Origin of the sequence: Variovorax sp. NFACC27 (assembly GCF_048301545.1) — a bacterium.
Lineage (GTDB): Bacteria > Pseudomonadota > Gammaproteobacteria > Burkholderiales > Burkholderiaceae_C > Variovorax > Variovorax gossypii.
In genome coordinates this window covers 4,605,748-4,624,647 of sequence record NZ_CP157613.1, presented here as the reverse complement: position 1 = coordinate 4,624,647, position 18,900 = coordinate 4,605,748, and the positions used below count along the sequence as shown (strand labels likewise).

General features: G+C 67.7%; 14 protein-coding genes. 5 read left to right on the top strand and 9 right to left on the bottom strand.

Translation table 11 applies throughout. The features are described from left to right. Positions 1–132 precede the first annotated feature (132 nt). Complete coding sequence (locus ABL840_RS21660; RefSeq protein WP_176947608.1) at positions 133–1,620, top strand: tannase/feruloyl esterase family alpha/beta hydrolase; 1,488 nt, start codon at positions 133–135, stop codon at positions 1,618–1,620. 33 nt (positions 1,621–1,653) lie between these two features. On the opposite strand, the gene ABL840_RS21655 is transcribed toward ABL840_RS21660, so the two are convergent. The 7 genes from ABL840_RS21655 to ABL840_RS21625 form a co-directional block, all read right to left on the bottom strand. Beyond that, a complete protein-coding gene (locus ABL840_RS21655) occupies positions 1,654–2,040 on the bottom strand; it encodes a DUF4150 domain-containing protein (protein ID WP_093195101.1) in 387 nt (128 codons plus the stop codon). Positions 2,041–2,058: 18 nt separating this feature from the next. Continuing rightward, positions 2,059–2,805: a DUF3540 domain-containing protein gene (locus tag ABL840_RS21650; protein WP_093306786.1), complete on the bottom strand. Its 747-nt coding sequence runs from the start codon at positions 2,803–2,805 to the stop codon at positions 2,059–2,061. Beyond that, the gene (locus ABL840_RS21645) at positions 2,802–3,914 is read right to left on the bottom strand and encodes a pentapeptide repeat-containing protein (RefSeq protein WP_093306785.1); all 1,113 of its coding nucleotides are present in this window, start codon (positions 3,912–3,914) and stop codon (positions 2,802–2,804) included. The genes ABL840_RS21650 and ABL840_RS21645 overlap by 4 nt, the downstream gene beginning before the upstream one ends. Further along, a complete protein-coding gene (locus ABL840_RS21640) occupies positions 3,911–6,565 on the bottom strand; it encodes a DUF2169 family type VI secretion system accessory protein (RefSeq protein ID WP_093306784.1) in 2,655 nt (884 codons plus the stop codon). The genes ABL840_RS21645 and ABL840_RS21640 overlap by 4 nt, the downstream gene beginning before the upstream one ends. 7 nt (positions 6,566–6,572) lie before the next feature. After that, positions 6,573–7,007, bottom strand: a complete 435-nt coding sequence (locus tag ABL840_RS21635; protein ID WP_093306783.1) for a hypothetical protein — start codon at positions 7,005–7,007, stop codon at positions 6,573–6,575. Positions 7,008–7,019: 12 nt separating this feature from the next. Beyond that, positions 7,020–9,362 carry a type VI secretion system Vgr family protein gene (locus tag ABL840_RS21630; RefSeq protein ID WP_093306782.1) on the bottom strand — a complete coding sequence of 781 codons (2,343 nt, stop codon included), beginning with the start codon at positions 9,360–9,362 and terminating at the stop codon, positions 7,020–7,022. A gap of 184 nt (positions 9,363–9,546) precedes the next feature. Next, positions 9,547–10,683, bottom strand: coding sequence for an iron-containing alcohol dehydrogenase (locus tag ABL840_RS21625; protein ID WP_093306781.1), 1,137 nt, complete (start codon positions 10,681–10,683; stop codon positions 9,547–9,549). A gap of 141 nt (positions 10,684–10,824) precedes the next feature. On the opposite strand from ABL840_RS21625, the gene ABL840_RS21620 reads away from it, so the two are divergent. The 4 genes from ABL840_RS21620 (at position 10,825) to ABL840_RS21605 (ending at position 16,856) form a co-directional block, all read left to right on the top strand. After that, positions 10,825–11,739, top strand: coding sequence for an alpha/beta hydrolase (locus ABL840_RS21620; protein WP_418116374.1), 915 nt, complete (start codon positions 10,825–10,827; stop codon positions 11,737–11,739). Then, complete coding sequence (locus ABL840_RS21615; RefSeq protein WP_093306779.1) at positions 11,736–13,106, top strand: SWIM zinc finger family protein; 1,371 nt, start codon at positions 11,736–11,738, stop codon at positions 13,104–13,106. The genes ABL840_RS21620 and ABL840_RS21615 overlap by 4 nt, the downstream gene beginning before the upstream one ends. Beyond that, entirely contained in the window at positions 13,103–15,910 is a 2,808-nt protein-coding gene (locus tag ABL840_RS21610) for a DUF6493 family protein (RefSeq protein ID WP_093306778.1), read from the top strand. Before ABL840_RS21615 ends, ABL840_RS21610 begins: the two co-directional genes overlap by 4 nt. 70 nt (positions 15,911–15,980) lie before the next feature. Further along, complete coding sequence (locus tag ABL840_RS21605; protein ID WP_093306777.1) at positions 15,981–16,856, top strand: YbgC/FadM family acyl-CoA thioesterase; 876 nt, start codon at positions 15,981–15,983, stop codon at positions 16,854–16,856. Here the strand turns inward: ABL840_RS21605 and ABL840_RS21600 are convergent. Together ABL840_RS21600 and ABL840_RS21595 are read right to left on the bottom strand one after the other, a co-directional pair. After that, positions 16,850–17,779, bottom strand: a complete 930-nt coding sequence (locus tag ABL840_RS21600) for a hypothetical protein (protein ID WP_093306776.1) — start codon at positions 17,777–17,779, stop codon at positions 16,850–16,852. The two genes, ABL840_RS21605 and ABL840_RS21600, sit on opposite strands and share 7 nt — an antisense overlap. Positions 17,780–17,926: 147 nt before the next feature. After that, complete coding sequence (locus ABL840_RS21595) at positions 17,927–18,853, bottom strand: YgfZ/GcvT domain-containing protein (RefSeq protein ID WP_093306775.1); 927 nt, start codon at positions 18,851–18,853, stop codon at positions 17,927–17,929. Between the last annotated feature and the right edge of the window lie 47 nt (positions 18,854–18,900).

Genomic DNA, 18,900 nt, shown 5'->3' with positions numbered 1-18,900 from the left:
GGCGCTGCACGGATAGCGCAGCCCGTCGAAGGGCAATCGAGAATTTCAGTGCCTCAGAGAAGGCGCGGGTCCACCCAAGCTGAACAAGCGATGGGTTTGGCGAAATCCCAACTCGATACCTGGAGACAAATCTTGAACAAGACGACGAATTCCGGCCTTCGTGAGACATGGCGGTCGCGGCTGCTGCTGCGGCCCATCTTCGTGGCAATGGCCTGCGGCGGGTTCATTGCATCGGCCCACGCGGCCAGCGACATTTCGGGCACTCTCGTCCGGACCTGCTCCAACCAGTTGAACGGCACGCAGTACGGCGATGCCTTGCTCGACGATTTCCGCGGCACCCGCTTTCCTTCGCCGCGCACGGGCGGATTCACGGTCACGTCCGTCGAGCAGGTCTGGCTCGCGCTGCCGGCCTATTGCCTCATCAAGGGAACGATCCAGCCGACTTCTCCCGACCGCGTGGATCCGGCCGTCAAGGACCCGAGCTATCGCGTGCCCGACATCAACTACCAGATCTATGTGCCGGCCCAGTGGAACGGAAAGTTCGTGCAGCTCGGCGGCGGCGGATTCGCCTGGAAGACCGACGTTGTCGCCAACGGCATCCAGACCAATCTCCAGTATTCGCCCTCGCTGCAGGGGATCGCGCTGTCGAACTACGCCGTGATCCTCAGCGACGCGGGCGCCGGCGATTCGGGCAAGTCGTTCAACCCTGATTTCGTGCGGCCCGGCAGGAAGCTCGGTGACGTCGCGAAGCAGGAAATGGTGAAGAACTTCGGGCAGGACTCCATCAAGAAATCGCTGGACGTCGGGCTGTATCTCCTGAAGAAGCTCACAGGGAGCAAGCCGACCGACACGTACTTCGTCGGCATTTCCACCGGCGGCAGGCAGGCACTTAAGGCCATGGCGAACTGGCCCGATGCCTACGACGGCATCGTCGCCGGAGCGCCGCCCGTGGACGAGACCAACCTGCTCAAGAGCATCGAGGTGCCGGCGGTGGTCAACGACTGGGTGGTCAACTGGGGCAGCGCCTCGGCAATGATCACGAGCCTCTTCGGCCAGGAGGTGTCGCAGCAGACCCTGAGCGACGGGCTGGGCGCCGTCTCGCGGCATCTGGCGGACGTGGCCATCGAGTCGGGCGCGGACTACGACGGCTACAACAGGCTGCTCGACGTGCTCGCGCCCGTCTGGAACGTCCAGCCCCGCGAACTCCTGCCGTTCTTCGACGCGGCGGCGAGCCAGAAGAAGGCGGGCGCGAAGGGCAAGAAGATCATCGTCTACCAGGGCACGTCGGACTTCCTGGTGCCCTGCACGCAGGCCGGTGAGTTCGTCAGCAAGCTGGCGGCCTTGCCTTCGGGTGGAAGGGTGACATCGGGCGAGATCAAGGCTTCGGTTCGCGCCTACTTCATCGAGGACTACAGCCACGGCTTCTACAACACCAATACGCTGCTCAGGCGGATTGGCCTGACGCCGCTGCAGCTGGCCTGGAATGCGGTGGCTGACCTCGACAACTGGGTGCACGACGATCAGGCTCGAGTCGGCGCGCCGTCGCTCGCAAGGAACGCGACTGGCGAGATCCCATCGAACCAGGCCTTGAGCGCCTGGAAGTGCATTGCCAGCCCCTGAGGCCGGCGGCGCCCCCGGCACCAAGGCCAAGAGTCAGGGCGCCAGCACCAACACCTTGAACTGGCTCGGCACGATCCGCATGCCGATGATGTTGCAGCGGTTCTGCACCGACAGGCTGGTCATGCGCGTGCACGGCGTGCCCTTCAGCAGCACGGTGAACGCGCCGGTGATGTGACGCGAGGGGCCCATCACCGTCTGCGAAACCACACCCATCAGCACCCCAGCGTTGTCGCCGTTGGTGATGGGCGTGGTGGTCGCCAGGTTGTGAGCGGGCGTGCCGCCGTAGAGGATGTTCCAGGCGTTGGGGATGGCGGTCGGCCCCAGCGCGAAGTTGGGGTAGGGAATCGGCAGCGCCGGCGGCGTCTTGCAGACGTCGGGGAAGGCGAGGTCAACGCCCATCATCTGTGCATTGGCAAACATGGCAACGGCTCCTTCGGGTCAGCCCATGTGGATCTGTTCGGCATCGACCTTGACCAGCCCCTTGCTGGTCAGCAGCGTGTTCTTCGAATGCAGGCGCAGGGTCTGCTCGGCCTCGATGTCGATCTGGCCGGCACGCACCTGTTCCACCTCCTCGGTGAGGCGGAAGCTCGAGCGGGTGAGCAGGTTGAGGCGGTCCAGCACTACCTCGCAGGCACGGCCGACGAAGCGCGACACCAGCACGCTGAAGCGGATGTGTCCGCCCTGGTAGTCCATCTCGCCGATCTCGCAATGGGCCTGCCGGGCCTGGGTGCGCCACTCGGGCGACTGCATGGCGATCGAGGTGTCCGACTCCAGCGCCATGGGGCCGGCGCTGCGTGCCCGGATGCCACCCGAGCGCGACACCAGCGTCAGGTCGCCGTCCACGGCCAGCGTCGCCTGCCGCGGGTCGGCCTGGGCGACCACCGCGATGACGAAGCTGTCGCCCTGGCGGGTCGAGGTGATCAGCACCGTATCGCCCGGCGCGGGCAGCAGCAGGCAACTGGCGACGCGCCGGCAGCGCAGCGATCCCTGGCCGTCGTCGAGGTCGACCTCGAACCAGAGGTCGGCGTCGCTGGCGATCACAGTGGCGATTCGCGTGCCGGAGTCCGCGCGGCCTGCATGAGAAGGGCGCTGCATGAGCGGATCCAGCACGCCTTGCGTTGCATCGCTTGCGGTGGCGATCGTCTCGCCGGCCGTGGTCCCGTGGGTGTTCCGGGTGGAGGTCATGGGCTTTCTTTCTTGGGCCGGCGGCCATGGATGTCGCGGTCCAGGCGGGATGCACGCTCGGGCTGCTGCAGCGCCACCTTCTCGGCTTCGTGCAGCGCAGGGTCCCGGTCCAGCGTACCCAGGCGGGTGCTGAACCTGGCACCGTCGAGGTCGGCGCGATGAAACACGGTGCGCAGGAAAGCGGCATCGCGGAAGTCGGCCTGGACCAGCGAGGCATAGGAAAAATCGGCGTAGTCCAGGCGGCTGCCGGCGAATGTCGTCTGTCCGCAGTGCGCACGATGGAAGACGCCTTGCTCGAGTTGCGCCTGCGAGAAGTCCGCGCCGTCGAGATGGGCGTCGACCCAGATGCTGTGCTGGAAGTGGCCGCGCCGCGCATCGACGCCGCGCAGGTCGGCCTCGGGAAACAGGCACTGCATGGCCTGCGCCTCCGCCAGCACCGCGTTGCGCAGATCGGCACCCTTGAAATTGCACTGCGTGAGGCGCGCATCGTGGAACCGGCACGCCGTCAGCACCGCATCGATGAACTGGCAGAGGTGGAACTGCTGCCCGGAGAAGTCCTGCCCCGCGAGGTCCGCCTCGCTGAAGATCGCGTTCGTGAAGCTGGCTCCGGCGTAGCGCGTGCCTGTGAGCTTTGCGCGAAAGAAGATGGTCGACGAGAAGGCCACCTCGTTGAAGGACACGCCCGTCAGGTCGCACTCGGAGAACACGGCCTTTTCAAGGCTGGCGCGGTCCAGGCAGGCGTCGTGCAGCTTGCTTTGATGGAAGTTCGCCTGGTCCATGAAGGCCCCATCGAATCGAACGCCCGGCAGGGCGCAGCCGCTGAACACCGAATGCGGCATGGAGGCCGCGTCCAGCACCGCATCCTGCAGGCTGCATTCGTGGAAGGCGGCGCGCGTGAGTTCGGCCGCCGACAGCTGCGCCTGGTCGAAGCGGCATTTCTCGAAGAGGGATTCGCCCAGGAGCGCGGCATCGGCCTGGACGCCCCGGAAGCTGCATTCGCTGAACACGCCGCCGCGCAGGTCGATGCCCCTCATGTCCATGTTGCTGAAGTCCTTCTCGCGGATCGGCTCGCCGTTGCGGACCTGGGCTGCCAGCGTCTCGGCGTTCACGCGCTGCCTGCCTCGGCGCGCCGGGGCAGTGTCTTCATCTGTTCGATGTGGGCACCCAGGGTGATCGTGCCGTGGCTGATGAGAACCTGGGCGACATCGGCGCGGAACAGGTTGGCCTCGCCCAGGTCGGCATCGACCAGGCAGGCTTTTTGGAGGTTGGCATTCATGAGATTGGCGAGCCGCAGGGAGGCTCGCGTGAAATCGGCGCGGATGAAGAGGCTGTCGGGCGCAGCCGCCGCGCGCAGGTCCGCGCCCTTGAGCGACGCGGAGGAGAAATCGCAGGTGTCGAGCGTGGCCCGTCTGAAGTTCGCGCCGTCGAGCGGCAACTCGCGCAAGGTGCAGTGCACCAGCGTGGCGTCCTCGAAGTCGCTCTCACGGAGATCCGTGGTGCCGACGAAGCTGGTCGTCCTGAGCAAGGCTCGCCGGAACCGGGTGCCCTTGTGCAGCGGGGTATGGGCCCAGCTGCAGGCTTCGATGACGGCGCCGGAAAAATCAACCGACTCGAATTTGGCCTGCACGAACAGCACCTTTTCCAGGCGCGCCTCGCCGAAGTCGCAGCGCGCCAGCCGGCAGTGTTCGGCCATGCTCACGTAGCTCAGGTCGGCTCGCCGCAGGCTGCAATCCGCGAGCTCGATCCCCTGCAGCAACAGATGGCTCCACTTCGCCTCGTCGAGACAACAGCCGTCGAGGCGCAGCTTTTCCATCTGCGTGCGCTCGAAGCGGGCCTGCGCGAAGTTGGTGTTCTCGCAGCGGGCGAGGCTGAGGTTGGCACGCTCCAGGTTGCAGCCCGTCAAGGACGCCTGGCGCAGGTCGGCGCGCACCAGCACCGATTGGCTCAAGTCGGCGCCATCCAGGCGGGTGCCCTGGAGGCAGGCGGCTTCGAGCAGGGTCTGGTGCATGCGGGCGCCCCGCAGATCGAGGCCCGACAGGTCGCAGCCCGTCAGGTCCATGGCCGACAGATCGCGGTCCGCGGCCATGGCGGCGAGCACGCGTTCGCGCGCCTGCGCATTGTGTTCGGCTGCCATCGGGTCGGCTGGGGCCTGGTGGTGCGCGCCCATGCGGTACAGCGTCAGCATGTCCTTGCGGCCCCGCTGCCCGACGGCCTGCAACTCGGCGTGCTCGGCTGCGCTCATGGCCGGGGTACCCGTGGCCGCGGCGATGCCGGCCAGCCCCTGGAGGATCGTCTCGGCGTCGAATTTCGGCGGGCCCTTGAGCTGCGCGTTCTGGCTTTCCTCGATGATCCGGCCGCTGTCGAAGCCCGCCTTGCGCGATTCGGATGCGTTGTCCCGCGCCGCCTTCGCGACCTCCTGCCTGGCTTCCTCCAGCTTGCGTTCCTGTTCGCGCTGGTAGGCGCGCGTCTTGTCGATGAACTCGGGCAGCTCGGCCAGCGTGGGCATCTTGTCGAAAGGTTTCGGCAGGGGCCGTTCCCGGAAGTAACGCGGCTTGTGGCCGGCCTCCAGGGCGCGCGCCGTCAGTTCGGCGCGCAGGCGCTCGCCCTTGTCCTTGATGTTCCTTGCCAGGATCGATTCGCGCGCGTCGATCCGGTCCAGCCAGGGGCCGATGGCCGAGGCCGGCAGCAGCTCCTCGTCGAGAAACGCATGGATCGCGCCTTTCTCGAGGTTGCAGCGGTTCTCGAAGACCTTCTCGTAGTGGGATAGGGGGCGCGGCGGGCTGTCGGCCGCCTCCATCGCCGGCATGACGTGCGTGATGTCCGCGGCATCGTCCTCGACGATGGTCGTCTCGCCGTGAAAGATCAGCATGACCTGCGCCATGTGCGGGAAGAACCAGGCGGTGGTCAGCCGCAGCGGCACCTCTTCCAGCGCAAGGGGCGGCGCGGACTTTCTCGCCACGAAGCCGCGTGCGCGCAGATCCGGAAGCCGCCCGCGCAGTACCGCGTGCTCCGGGTGCATGTTCCAGATCTCGTAGGGCGCGGCCGCGGGGATGGACAGTTCGTCGTTCCAGCGTTGCTCCGGGGCCGCGCTGTTGAAGAATTGCCAGTCCATGTCGCGCGCAAAGCCGGGGTAGAGCGTCTCGCGCCAGCGGTCGCCGTAGTCCGTTCCCAGCAGCTTCAGGCGCTCGGGCAGATCGACGTCCATCGCACCCGGGCAGGCCGGAGCCGGACGCCGGTCGGGACGGTCCATGCCGTCGCCCGGGCGTTCGACGTTGGGAAGCCGCTGCACCAGCAGGCCATTGACCATCTCGGGTGCGTACCCGATGCCCGCGGGGTTGGCGGCAAAGCCGGGACCGCCGAACGCGTGCTGCCAGTCCAGGCGCATGGTGTCGAAAGCCTGCGGCTCGGTGGCGCGGCCATCCAGCCAGTAGCGGTCGCCCGAAACGAGGAACTGGCGCCGCAGGCCGCCGACGCGCAGCTCGACCGCGCAGCGTGTCTTGTCCTGCTGATGGCAGGTGTAGGCCTGGCCGCTCACCAGGAACTCGGGCCGCAGCTTGGGAATGCCGAGATCGATCGCGGACTGGTTTCCCAATTCGGTGGAGACGGTCTTCCAGAGCTCCGTCTCCGGCAGCAGCACGCCTCCTTCGCCGAGGGTGTGCATGCCGATCACTGTGAGCGCGAGACGTTGGCTTTGCTCGCTTTGCGCGCGCAGGAAGGGGCGTGTCAGGACGCTCAGGCGCAGGGGTTTGATGGTTTTCACAGCGGGATCAGCGCCTTGCGCCGCGGATCACCAGCGGGGTATGCCTGCGGTCGATGGCCAGTCGCGACGGGTCCTGCGGGTCCTGCAGCAGATGAATGTCGGGCCGGCCCGCGGAGAAATGGGCCAGCAGGTCCTCGTCGATGAGCGTGCGCAAGGTGGTCTGCTGCTCGATGCCGGCGGCATCGACGTAGGCGACGCCCAGTTGCACGGCCGTCATTCGCTGCCCGACAGGGCCGCGCCGGGAGTAGCCGCTGGGCGAGCGCATCAGGGAAACCGCGACGCCCTGCAGCGGGCGCCCGTCGGCGTGCAGCTGCTGCCACAGCCGGCCTTCCTCGGAATAGGCGCGATGGCTCATCAGCGCCACCGCGAGCACGATGGCGGCGAGCGCGATCACGCCCAGGCTGACGATGCCGAACACTCCCCACAGAACGATATCGAGCACCTTGTCTACGCCTCAGAGCAGGATCTTGAGCGCCTGGATGCCGGCGCGCAGGCCGCCCGTCTTGATCTCCGTGCCCACGAGCTGGATGAGCGCACCGGCATCGCCCAGCGACATGGCCTTGTTCTTCCACTCCGCGCCGACAGCCTCCAGCTTCACGCCGATGGCCTGCGCCTGCACGCCCATGGCCATCGAACGCACGGCCAGCACGCCCAGCGAAATGCCCGACACGTCCATGTTCAGGCCGGTGCCGCCCAGGCGGAACCACCTCCAGTCGCTGCTCTTGGAGTAGTTGTTGGTGTAGGTGGCGGAGTTGTTGGTGTAGTTGACCGTCAGGTTGTTGTAGGTGTTCGACGTCGTGTTGTAGACGTTGGTGTTGATGACGTGCTGCGTCGTGTTGTGGATGTGGTTCGTCGTGTTGAACGTCACATCGGGCGAGGTGTGCACCGTGGGGCCGGTGACCGTGGTGGTCGAGGGGCCGTTGACCAGCACGTCGTTCGACGTGTTGATGGTGTCGTTGCGTCCGTCGCTGACGAAACGGATCTCCTTGCCGTCGATGGTGCCGTGGAAGCCGCCGGTGATGGCGAGCTGCACGCCGCCCGTGATGGTGTCGTTCAGCCCGCCGCTGAGCATGCGGGTCTTGCCGCCAGAGATGGTCTGGTTGACGCCGCCGGTCACGGTCTCGGTGAAGCCGCCCGTCACGCTGCGCGTGTCGCCGCCGGTGATGGTTTCCTTGGCGCCGGCGGTGATGTCGCGCGTTTCGCCGTCCTGGTAGGTGGCCGACTCGTGGCCCTTGATGAGCGTGGTGCGGGTGCCGTCGGTGGTGTGCGTCTCGTCGGCTTCCACTTCCACGTCGAGGTTGCGCTCTGCATGCAGCAGGATCTGCTCGGCGCCCGTGCGGTCCTCGAAGCGCAGCATGTTGGCCTGGTTGGCCGCGCCGCCCGAGCTGGAGCGCGTGAGGATGCCGCTGGCCGTGGCGTTGGCGGGCAGTTCCCACGGAGGCATCTGGTCGCTGTTGTAGACGCGGCCGGTGATGATGGGGCGGTCGGGCTCGCCGCCGATGAAATCGACGATCACTTCCTGGCCCACGCGCGGCATGTGCATGGTGCCGTAGTTGGCACCGGCCCAGCTGCTCGATACGCGTACCCAGCACGAGCTGTTCTCGTCGGACTGGCCGTAGCGGTCCCAGCGGAACTGCAGCTTCACGCGGCCGAAGCGGTCGGTCCAGATTTCCTCGGGGCCGACCACGGTGGCGGTCTGCGGGCCGTTGGTGCGCGGGCGCGGCGTGTTGCGTGCGGGACGATAGGGCACGGAGGAGGGCAGCACGGTGAAGTCGAACTCGCACACCGATTCGCTGCTGCCGCCCGAGGAGTACTCGGGCTCCCGCAGGTCGTAGCGGGTTTCGGTGACGAGGTATTCGCGGTTGTCCGACTCGCGCGGGCAATGCGTCATCTGGAACAGGTAGCCCGGCGCCATGCCCACCACGTTGGTGTGGCCCGAGGCCAGCTCGTGCGCGCACTGCAGCTCCTGCAGGCGGATCCTGGCGTAGGCGTCGCCCTGCTGGTGCTCGGTGTAGCCGCCGAGCCATTCGTAGACCTCGTAGGTCGAATGCTCGTGCGGCTTCGGGTCCTGCTGCACGCTTTGCAGCGAGGCGCGCGACTTCCTGAAGTCGAAGTCGTCGAGCATCACGCGGCCGGAGGTGATCTGCTCGGACACGCGCCACTGGTCGATGCAGGGCTCCAGCGCGTTGACCACGCGGTCGCGCGGACGGTAGGCGATGCTCGCATGGCCGGGCAGCGGCTTGTAGCTGCCCGAGTCGTCGGCCAGCACCAGCAGGTGCGAGCCGTTGCTGTGCTCGAAGTGGTAGCCGATGCCTTCGTGCTCCATGAGACGGCTCACGAAGGAGAAGTCGCTTTCCTGATACTGCACGCAGTATTCCTGGGCGGTGTAGCTGCCCGTGAGGCGCTTCTCGAACTGGAAGCCGTACTTGCCCAGAACCTCGTCGAGCACCTCGGGCACGCTCTTGTTCTGGAAGATGCGACAGTCGGTGGTGCGCGTGAGGTACCACAGCCACGGCTGCACCAGCGCGCGGTAGATGTAGTGGCGGCCGGTTTCGTTGGCGCGGCCCACGAGCTCGAAGCGCACCACGGTGCCGTTGAGGAAGCGCGGGCCGCCTTCGTCGGCCAGTTCCAGCGTGAGCGAGGTGCCGAGCAGCTGCTTCAGATCGAGGCTGAAACTGGTGCTGACCATGTCCACCTCGAACTCGAAGAGCTGGGAGAGTCCTTCCTGTCCCCGCATCGAGCGGAACTTGAGCTGTTCTGAGCTCAGGACGGTGTGAACTTGGACGGTACGCTGCATTCGGAACTTCCCTGACCCTTGGGTTTCCGCGGCTGGGAAACCTTCGGTGACAGTCTAGAAATCCCTTATGTCACATAAATGACGCGAGGGGTGTCGGAGAGCTACTTTTCCCTCTGAAACACCCCTCGGAACGGTCACTGAAACAATGTGTAGAAGAAGCCCTTACAGGCCTCTTACGCGAGCCTTACATCGAGGCTTCGAGCATGGCCTTGTAGTCGTCGCGCGTGGCCAGGCGCGGGTTGGTCTTGTGGCAGTGGTCGGCCATGGCGCCGTCGATGATCTGCTCGAACATCGCGGGCGTCACGCCCACTTCGGCCAGGCCCTTGGGCAGGCCGAGGCGCGCGTTCATGTCGCGGATGGCGTCGCCCAGGTCGCAGGCCGAATCGAGGTGCATGGCCTGCGCCATGCGCTGCAGGCGCTGTTCCTTCTGCACCGATTCGGCGCCCGAATTGAAATGGATCACCGCGGGCAGGAAGAGGGCGTTGAGCGTTCCGTGATGCAGGCGCGGATCGACGCCGCCCAGGCTGTGGCTCAGCGAGTGCACGCAGCCCAGCCCCTTCTGGAACGCCATGGCGCCCTGCATCGATGCGCTCATGAGGTTCAGGCGCGCCTCGCGGTCGCTGCCATCCTTGGTCGCGCGTTCGATGTGACCCCAGGCGCGCTCCAGTCCGTCGAGGCCGATGCCGTCGGCTGGCGGATTGAACGCGGCCGACATGAAGGTCTCCATGCAGTGCGCGATGGCGTCCATGCCGGTGGCGGCCGTGAGCCGGGGCGGCAGGCCGAGCGTGAGCTCGGGGTCGCAGATGGCGGCCTTGGGCATCAGGAACCAGCTGTGGAAGCCGAGCTTGCGATGGTCGTCGACGATGACGATCGCGCCGCGCGCCACTTCGCTGCCCGTGCCGCTGGTGGTGGGCACCGCGATCAGCGGTACCACGCGGTCGGTGATGCGCGGCGAGCCGCCCTCGATGGTCGCGTAGGTCTTGAGCGGGCCCTCGTGCGTGGCCGCGATGGCGACACCCTTGGCGCAGTCGATGGCGGAGCCTCCGCCCACGGCGATGAGGCCGTCGCAGCGGCCGCTGCGATAGAGCTCGACGGCCGCGCGCACCGATGCCTCGGTCGGGTTGGAGGGTGTCTGGTCGAACACCGAGACTTCCAGGTCGGCGATGGCGTCGAGCGCCTTCTGCAGTACACCGGCCGCGCGGACGCCCGCGTCGGTGACGATGAGCGGGCGGTTGATGCCGATGCGCGCGCATTCGGACGACAGCAGCTTGATCGCGCCGAACTCGAACTGGATCTGTGTGAGGTATTGGATGAGTGCCATGGGGATGAAGGCCTCGGGGAGCCCGGGGCAGTACGATTGCCGACCAGCCAAATCTAACAAGAGCGATCAGTCTTGCACACGAAAGAAACCCTTGCCGCTGTCGCGCCCGGAACACCGTCCGGCACGCGGCTCACGCCGAAGATGGCCAGCGTGATCGAACGCATGGCACGCGCCGGCCATCCGCCGCTCGACCGGCAGACGCCCGACGAGGCCAAGGCCTCCTACGAAAAAGGCGCCGGCGTGCTCGAGGTGCCCAAGCCTGAACTGGCGCGCATCGAAGACCTCACCATCGCGGCCCGCGACGGATATGCGATTCCCGTGCGGCTGTACGCGCCTTCATCGGCTGTGCTGCCGGTGCTCATCTACTTCCACGGCGGCGGCTTCACCGTTGGCAACATCCGCACGCACGACACGCTGTGCCGCGTGCTGAGCGCCAGGAGCGGCTGCGCGGTGGTATCGGTCGATTACCGGCTGGCGCCCGCGCACAAGTTCCCGACGGCGTCGAACGATGCGTGGGACGCCTTCCAGTTCATCGCGAAGCAAGGCGCCAGCCTCGGCCTCGACCCGTCGAGGCTGGCCGTGGGCGGCGACAGCGCGGGCGGCACGCTCGCGGCCGTGTGCGCCATCCTCGCGCGCGACGCGGGCCTGCCGCTTTCGTTGCAGATGCTGATCTACCCCGGCACCACGGCGCACCAGGACACCGCCTCGCACCTGCGCCATGTCGACGGCCCGCTGCTCACAAAGGCGATGATCGACTTCTTCTTCTCGCAGTACGTCAACACGCCGGCCGACCGCGACGACTGGCGCTTCGCGCCGCTGCTGGCAGACGACGTCGACGGCGTGGCGCCGGCCTGGATCGGGCTGGCCGAGTGCGATCCGGTGGTGGACGAAGGCATCGCGTACGCCGACAAGCTGCGTGCGGCGGGCGTGCAGGTCGACCTGGAGATCTATCGCGGCGTGATCCACGAATTCATCAAGATGGGCCGCGCCATTCCCGAAGCGCTGCAGGCGCAGGACGATGCGGCCCGGGCGCTGCGGGAGGCCTTGCAGCCTTGAGCGCGGTCGCGCATGCCTACCGGTACGCGCACGCATCGGCCGCGCTGGCGGAGCCGTCGGGCCCGCGGCTGAGCCTCGCGACCTCCAGCCCGCAGGCCAATGGCGGTGCGGCGCATCCGCATTTCTTCGAAGGCCGGCTGCTGCAGCCCCGGCTGTGCGCCGAGTTGCTGAGTGCCGTGCACCTGGTGGTCGGCTCGCGCTTCTTCACGCCCGCCAACAGCGTCGCGCGCGCCATCGCGCTGGCCGATCCGGTGGTCACGGCCGGCGGCGAGCTGCTGCGCTTCGAGGGCTTTTCCTCATGCTGCAGCTGCTATGTGCGCGTGGACCTGCTGCCCGACTCCTATGACGGGCAGGTGGTGGGCAAGGGCACGACGAATGTCGATTTCAATGCTCCGATGCGCGCCGCACTCGCCCGGCTGCGCGACGCCGACGGGCTTGCGCTCTCGGTCGGGCGCGATGCGCTGACGCTGCAATCTGGCGACAGCGAGGTGGTCGAGCGCAAGGTGGCGCTGCCGCTGCGCTGGCTGCGCGGCATGGTCGAGGTGCAGTCGTACCTGGCCGGCATGCGGCACCGCTTCGAGCTCAAGGGGCTGGAGGCGTTGCGCTTCCTCCGCACGCTGCCCAAGGCATCCACCAGCCGCACGCCGCTTTGGGTAGTGCCGTCGCCGAAAGGTCCCTTCACCACGACCCGCCCGCACCCGCAAGGCGTGCGCGTGACCGACACCAGCCGGCTGCGCGTGCTCGAGGCCCTGTTGCCCAAGGCTCGGAGCCTTGCCGTGCATGCCGACGAAGCACAGCAGGCCAGCGCATGGGTGCTGGATTTTCCGGGCGCGCGGCTCACGCTGGCGCTCAGCGCAGAGCCCTGGCGCGGCTTCTCGGGCGAGGGACAGGCGTTGCGCGCGCTGATGCGCATGGACGACGAACGCGCGGTGTTGCAGGTGCGGGCGCAGCTGAACTGGCAGGCACTGATCGACGCGCCGGCGCTGGCGCGTACGCTGGACATCGCCGAGGCAAGCGTGGAAGACAGCCTGCGCATCCTCGGCGCCTCCGGCCTGGTGGGCTTCGACGTGGTCGAGCGCCGCTACTTTCACCGCGTGCTGCCGTTCGACCTGTCTTCGGTCGAGGACATGCACCCGCGCCTGGCCGATGCGCGCGAGCTCATGGCGCACGGCGCCGTCACCATCGCCAAGACCAGCCCGGTCGAGGCGCAGGTGAACAGCTCGGGCACTGCGTACAGCGTTCGGGAGATCGACGGGGAGCTGCGCTGCACTTGTCCCTGGTATGCCAAGCACCAGGGCGAGCGCGGCCCTTGCAAGCATGTATTGGCGGTGGAGGCGACGGCCTTCGCGGCGGAAGGCGGACAGTGAGAAATGCAGAGGAACTGCCGGCATTCGTGCCGGAGGGCGCGCTGGAGCAGGCGGTATACCAAGGCGACTTCGAGGCGGCGCTCGCGAGCCTGGAGGCCATGCCTGCCGCCGGTCGCAAGGCTTGCGGCGAATCGCTCGAGAAGATGGGCCAGATCATGCGATCGAGCCACTGGCAGGGCAGCCCGTACGCGCGCCAGTGGGGCGGAGAGGCCCAGGCCGCGCAGTACCGCGCGCTGCAGGCTGCCGTGGTCGTGTGCATGGAGCCCAAGGCCTTGCTCGACCATGCGAGCCTGCGGGTCGCGCTCGACCAGGAAACCGTCTTGGCGCTGTGCAAGCGCTTCGGCATCGATGCCGCCGGCTGGCGCGCCGCGCTGCAGCAGGCAGCCGAAGCGGGGCTGCGAGCCTTCGCGGCCCACATCATGCCGGTGCAGAACCTCGTCGCGGCGGGGCTGATCGATCGCCCGCAAGGCGATGAATACGCCATCGGCCTCATGGCCCTGCCGCGTGCGCTTTCCCGCCTGACCACCATGGACCAGCATTTCGAACGCGACCCCGGCCTGTACCGGGCCGTGCTCCGCCTCTTCGACGTGGAAGGAACCGGCGAACACAACCTGTCCGCGGTCGACAAGTACAACCACTCGCCGAAGAACTCCTGGTCGTACATCTTCATGGACGGCGTGGCGCGGGGCGAATTCACACGCGCGCAGTTGCTCGAGAAGACGCTGGGCACGCTGGAGAAAGACTGGCCCCAGTTTCGCGCGGGCTGGTTTTCTCGCTTTCACGACACGCTGGCGCCCGACGCCGAGGAGATGGCGCCGTTTGCCGCGCGCTACCTCGGCCTGTGCCAGAGCCGTATTCCGCCGACTGTCGCGCTGGCACTCGGTGCACTGAAAACGCTGCAGGCGGCGGGGCACGTCGACGGAGCATCGCTGCTGGCCGCGCTGCGCCCGGCGTTCCATGCCAGTGCCAAGTCGCAGGTCGAGGCCGCGCTGAAGCTGGCGGAGGCCGTCGTCGAGCGCGAGCCCTCGCTGGCGCACGAAGCCTCGGCGGTGGTGCTGTGCGGGCTGGTGCACGAGGCGACCGACCTGCAGAAGAAGATCGTCGAGCGGCTCAAGGGCTGGGGCGTGGACGATTCGGCGCGCGGTGAGCTGGCGGCGTATGTCGACAGCGTGGCGGCGGTCAACCGGCCGGCGCTTGCGGCACTGCTCGGGGATGCCTCCGCGCTCGCCATGGTGCCGGTGGTCGTCGAGCAGACTCCGGCAGAAGCTACGGGAGACGGCCCGACGGACCCGCTCGACGCCAGCCGTGCGCTCGTGCCGATCACCGAGCCTGCCGAGCTGGTCGAACGTATCGCCTTCGTGCTCGAGAACTCCAACGACATCGATGAGCTGGAGCGCGTCGTCGAGGCGCTGGTGCGCATGGCGCCGCTGCCGGAAGCGCTGGTGAAGCAGTGCGCACCCGTGGTCAAGCGAGGCCGAAAGCTGCTGCGCAGCGAGGTGCCGGCCCGGCTGGCGCGATTGCTGGTCTTCGTCACGAGCGGGGAGCGCCTGCCCGACCTGCGCGACGATCCGCGCCGGCTCGGCTTGCAGAAGCCGCAGGCCGACGAATTCCTGGCCTTGCGTATCGACGATCTCGTCAATCAGGCCGCAAAAGGTTGGGGCCTTGCACCGTTGTCGTCGGCCACGCATGCGCGGGGCTTCATCGATGCGGCGGTGTTCATCGAGCGCGTCGCGGCGTATCAGGCGCGCGGCGCGGAACCGAGCCTGGGAGAGCAGGCGAGGGGACTGCTGCGACTGGCCCCGGTGCAGGGGCAAGGCGCTGCGGTCTTGCAGGAGAAGGCCCGACGGCTGGCCGATGTTCCTCTGGTGCGTGCGTTGCGCCATGCGCTCGGCGAGGACGGCATCGTCATTCCGGCCAGGGCCGACCAGGCACAGGAGGCCCTGTTCGCGGCTGCCGCGCGCATCCGACACCCGGGCGGAGACGATTCGCGCGTGCTGGCGGCCCTGGGCGACGTCGGCCCCGACGGCGCGAGCGCAGCCCGCTACACATGGTCGGTGAGTTCACGGAGCTCCACCTACGACGGCAAGACCTACGTTCATCACGACTTCCTGCTGGCGTCCATTGCGGTACATCAGGACACGCCGCACGCGCTCGTCGCGGTGCGCCGCGCCGGCATCGAGGGCGACTACGACGAAGCCCTGCTGCGCTACGCAGCCACGGTGCTGCCGTCGTCGCTGGAGAGCTTCTTCGCGGCCGGCTGCCGCGAGATCGGCAACAACCTCGACTGGTGGGAGGCGCAGTGGCAGAACCGCGCCTACCTCGTGCCGCTGCTCGATCCCACGGTGCCCGTCACCGCCTCGCAGCCGATGGCGGTGCTGTTGCTGGCTTTGGCCCTTGCGGGCAAGGAGCCCGGGCAGACGGCGCTTGCCGTCGATGCGCTGGTGCATGCCTTCACCGAGGCGCGGCTCGACGTGCCGGCGCTGGGGGCGCAGATGCGCGCGCTGCTGGCTTCATCGCTCGCGATGGCCAAGCGCTACGGAAAGAGCCTGCAGTCGGCGGTGCGCGCCGATGTTCGACTGGCCGCGCCGGTCTTCGACCTTCTCTGCGAGATGCTCGCGGCGGACGTCGAAAATCCACCCAAGGACCTGGCCGCGCTGATGGAGCTGCTGCTCGAGATCGCACTGAGCTCGCAGCGTGCACTGCCCCCGACCACGCTGGGGCTGCTGAAAGAGCTCAAGCTCGGCGGCAAGGGCCGTGCGGTACAAAAGGACCTGCTTGCCCTGGGCCTGGGCTCGCCGGCCTGAGCCTTGGGTGCTTCGGATTGCCGCAATCCATTTCCATCCTTCGATTCCACCAACTATTCCGGAGACATGAATGCAACGTAGCGATTTCCGCTTTTTCCACCGCCTGCGCGTACGCTGGGCCGAAGTCGACATGCAGAAGATCGTCTTCAACGCGCACTACCTGATGTACTTCGACACCGCCATCGCGGACTACTGGCGCGCGCTGGCGCTGCCGTACGAGGAGTCGATGCATTCGATGGGCGGCGACCTGTACGTGCGCAAGGCGACGGTCGATTTCCAGGCTTCGGCGCGCATCGACGACGTGCTCGACGTGGGCATGCGCTGCGCGCGCATCGGCAATTCGTCGATGGTGTTCGAGGGCGGGCTGTTCCGGCAGGACCAGTTCCTGGTCGGCTGCGAGCTGGTCTACGTGTTCGCGGACCCCGCCACGCAGACTTCGAAGCCGGTGCCGGCGGCGCTGCGCGAGGTGCTGACGGGCTTCGAGGCCGGCGAGTCGATGCGCAGCATCGAGACGGGTGACTGGGCCACGCTCGGCGAAGGCGCCAGTGCCTTGCGGCGGGCCGTTTTCATCGAAGAGCAGAACATTCCCGAAGCACTGGAGTGGGACGAGCAGGACGCCGTGGTGTTGCACGCAGTGGCACGCAACCGCCTCGGCCAGGTGATCGCCACGGCACGCCTGCTGCCGGCCGAGAACGGCATCTCGCACATCGGCCGCGTGGCCGTGCATCGCAACCTGCGCAGTGGCGGCCACGGCGCGGCGGTGATGCAGGCGCTCGAAGATGCCGCCAGGGAGCGCGGCGCCAGCGTGGTCGCGCTGAACGCGCAGCGCAGCGCGGAGCGCTTCTATGTGCGGCTGGGCTATGTGCCGCACGGCGAGGGCTTCGAGGAGGCCGGCATCCCGCACATCGAGATGCGCCGGTCTCTTCTTTCTTCTTCCTCTCAGTAGCGGCTGGGCGGGTCCGGCACGTAGCCGGGTTCCAAGCCCGGGAATGGCGACGGACCAGCCGGGCGCGGCCAGCGCGGCGGAGGCGGCACCGGGATCACGCCGGCGGCGACGAGGTTCTCGCGGCTGTCGTAGCGGATGCGCACCACCTCGTCGGGCGACGACTGCGCGCGCTCGAAGGTGGTCTTGCCCACATACGAAGTTTCGCGGCGGCCATGCGCTGTGCCCAGGCTCGGACTGGGCGCGGATTGACGAGCCAGGTTTCCGGAAGACTCGGCGGCCGCAGCGGGCGCGGCGCTGTCGGTTGCACCGGCCTTTGCACGCGCATCGCCCTGGTACGACGACGATTCGCTGCGGCGCTCGCGCTCGGGGCCGTATCCGCCGTATTCGTCGCGGCGCGGGAAAGGAGTGATCGGCGGAGGCGGCGGCTCGGGCATGCGCTCGCGGAACATCGCGACGCCGATCACGCCCACGTCGTCGGGCCGGCCGGTACGGCTGGCGTAGGAATTGCCGGCCGCTGCGAATTCGAAGGCCGCGATCTGCGAGTCGCTCTTGCGCCAGCCGGTGATGTCGCTGCGCTCGCGCGCGCTGAACACGTAGCCGTTCTGGCCGACGCCCGCGGTCTCGCCGGTGACCACGTTGACGCCGTCGACGGACATCACGGCCATGATGCGTTCGCCCATCGCGTTGCGTGCCCGGATGGCGTAGCGTGCGCCGGGACGCCCGGCCACCCAGTATTCGCCGCGATGGCGGTAGATAGGCAGCTCGGCGCCGGTGCCGCGGTCGACCACGCTGATCTGCATCAGCGAGCCGATGCGGCTGGACGGCGTGGAAGGAACATAAGGTCGTTCCGAGGTCTGCGCGCAGGCCGAGAACGAAGCCACGGCACTCAGGGCCAGGGCGGTGGAGAAGAGTCTGCGCTTCATGGTGTGTCTTCCTTGCCGGAGTTGATCGGTGCAGGCTTCTACGGAGCGGCACCGCCGGCGGGGTTAAACGACGCGCAAAAAAATGGCGCTATCTCTTCGATAGCGCCAAACGCTCCTTTTCTCCAGGGGCGTTGGGGGTAGGGTCGCTCAGATGTCTTCGAGCAATGGATAGGGCAGCGGCTCGACCGTGAGCGAGGGGCCATCGGCCGCGCCCGCGCGCAAGCCGCCGGCCTCGAGCGCGGCGATCTGCATCGAGATCAGTGCGGACCAGCCGCCATCGGGTGCCGGCGCGGCTTGCGCCACGGTGCCCACGGGCTGTTCGGCATCGCCGGCGGCGAACACTTCCTGCCCCACGGACACCGGAGCATCGGCCTGTACGAGGTACGTGCGGCGCTTGAGCGTGCCGCGGAACTGGCTGCGCGCGACCACTTCCTGGCCGGGGTAGCAGCCCTTCTTGAAGTTCACGCCGCCCACGGATTCGTAGTTGATCATCTGCGGCACGAAGGCCTCGATGACCGGCGTGGTCAGGGTCACGATGCCGCTGCGGACCTCGCTCCACTGCCAGAGGTTGTCGTCGAGCGTCGGGCCCGCGGGGGCGGCATGGCCGGCCGGCGCGATCCAGAGGGCGCGCGGCACGCCGTCCGCCGGGTACAGCGACACGGCGCTGACCTCGTCGCCGATGGCGGTGCGCTTGCCGGGCGCGGCGGCAGCGTCGAGGCCATTGGCTGTCAGGGCGGTGCCGGCCAGGCCGTACAGCGCGTATTGCTCAGTGGCATCGGTCAGCTTGGCCTTGGCGCGAAGCACATACATCGACAGGCGCTTGAGCGTCGCGGCGAGGATGTCGCGGCTGCACACCAGCAGGATCAGGTCGGGTTGCGGCTTGATGCCGATGAAACTTGCGATCACACGGCCTTTGGCGGTGCACAGCGCGGCCAGTCGGGCGTCGGAGGCACCGAGCAGGGAGAAGTCCTGTGTGAGCTGGCCGTGGAGGAAACTGGCGGCATCGGGGCCTTCGGCACGGATCACGCCGAGGTGGGAGAGGGCGGTCACCCCATTGAGAACGACAGTGGTCATCGCTGAATTATCATGGCCGGGCTTGTTCCTTCGGGGCGGCAGGGGCT

Coding starts and splice junctions, on each gene's coding strand:
- ABL840_RS21605 (WP_093306777.1), top strand. CDS start 15,981: ATGCAACGTAGCGATTTCCGCTTTTTCCACCGCCTGCGCGTACGCTGG.
- ABL840_RS21620 (WP_418116374.1), top strand. CDS start 10,825: ATGGCCAGCGTGATCGAACGCATGGCACGCGCCGGCCATCCGCCGCTC.
- ABL840_RS21655 (WP_093195101.1), bottom strand. CDS start 2,040: ATGTTTGCCAATGCACAGATGATGGGCGTTGACCTCGCCTTCCCCGAC.
- ABL840_RS21650 (WP_093306786.1), bottom strand. CDS start 2,805: ATGACCTCCACCCGGAACACCCACGGGACCACGGCCGGCGAGACGATC.
- ABL840_RS21630 (WP_093306782.1), bottom strand. CDS start 9,362: ATGCAGCGTACCGTCCAAGTTCACACCGTCCTGAGCTCAGAACAGCTC.
- ABL840_RS21600 (WP_093306776.1), bottom strand. CDS start 17,779: ATGAAGCGCAGACTCTTCTCCACCGCCCTGGCCCTGAGTGCCGTGGCT.
- ABL840_RS21625 (WP_093306781.1), bottom strand. CDS start 10,683: ATGGCACTCATCCAATACCTCACACAGATCCAGTTCGAGTTCGGCGCG.
- ABL840_RS21595 (WP_093306775.1), bottom strand. CDS start 18,853: ATGACCACTGTCGTTCTCAATGGGGTGACCGCCCTCTCCCACCTCGGC.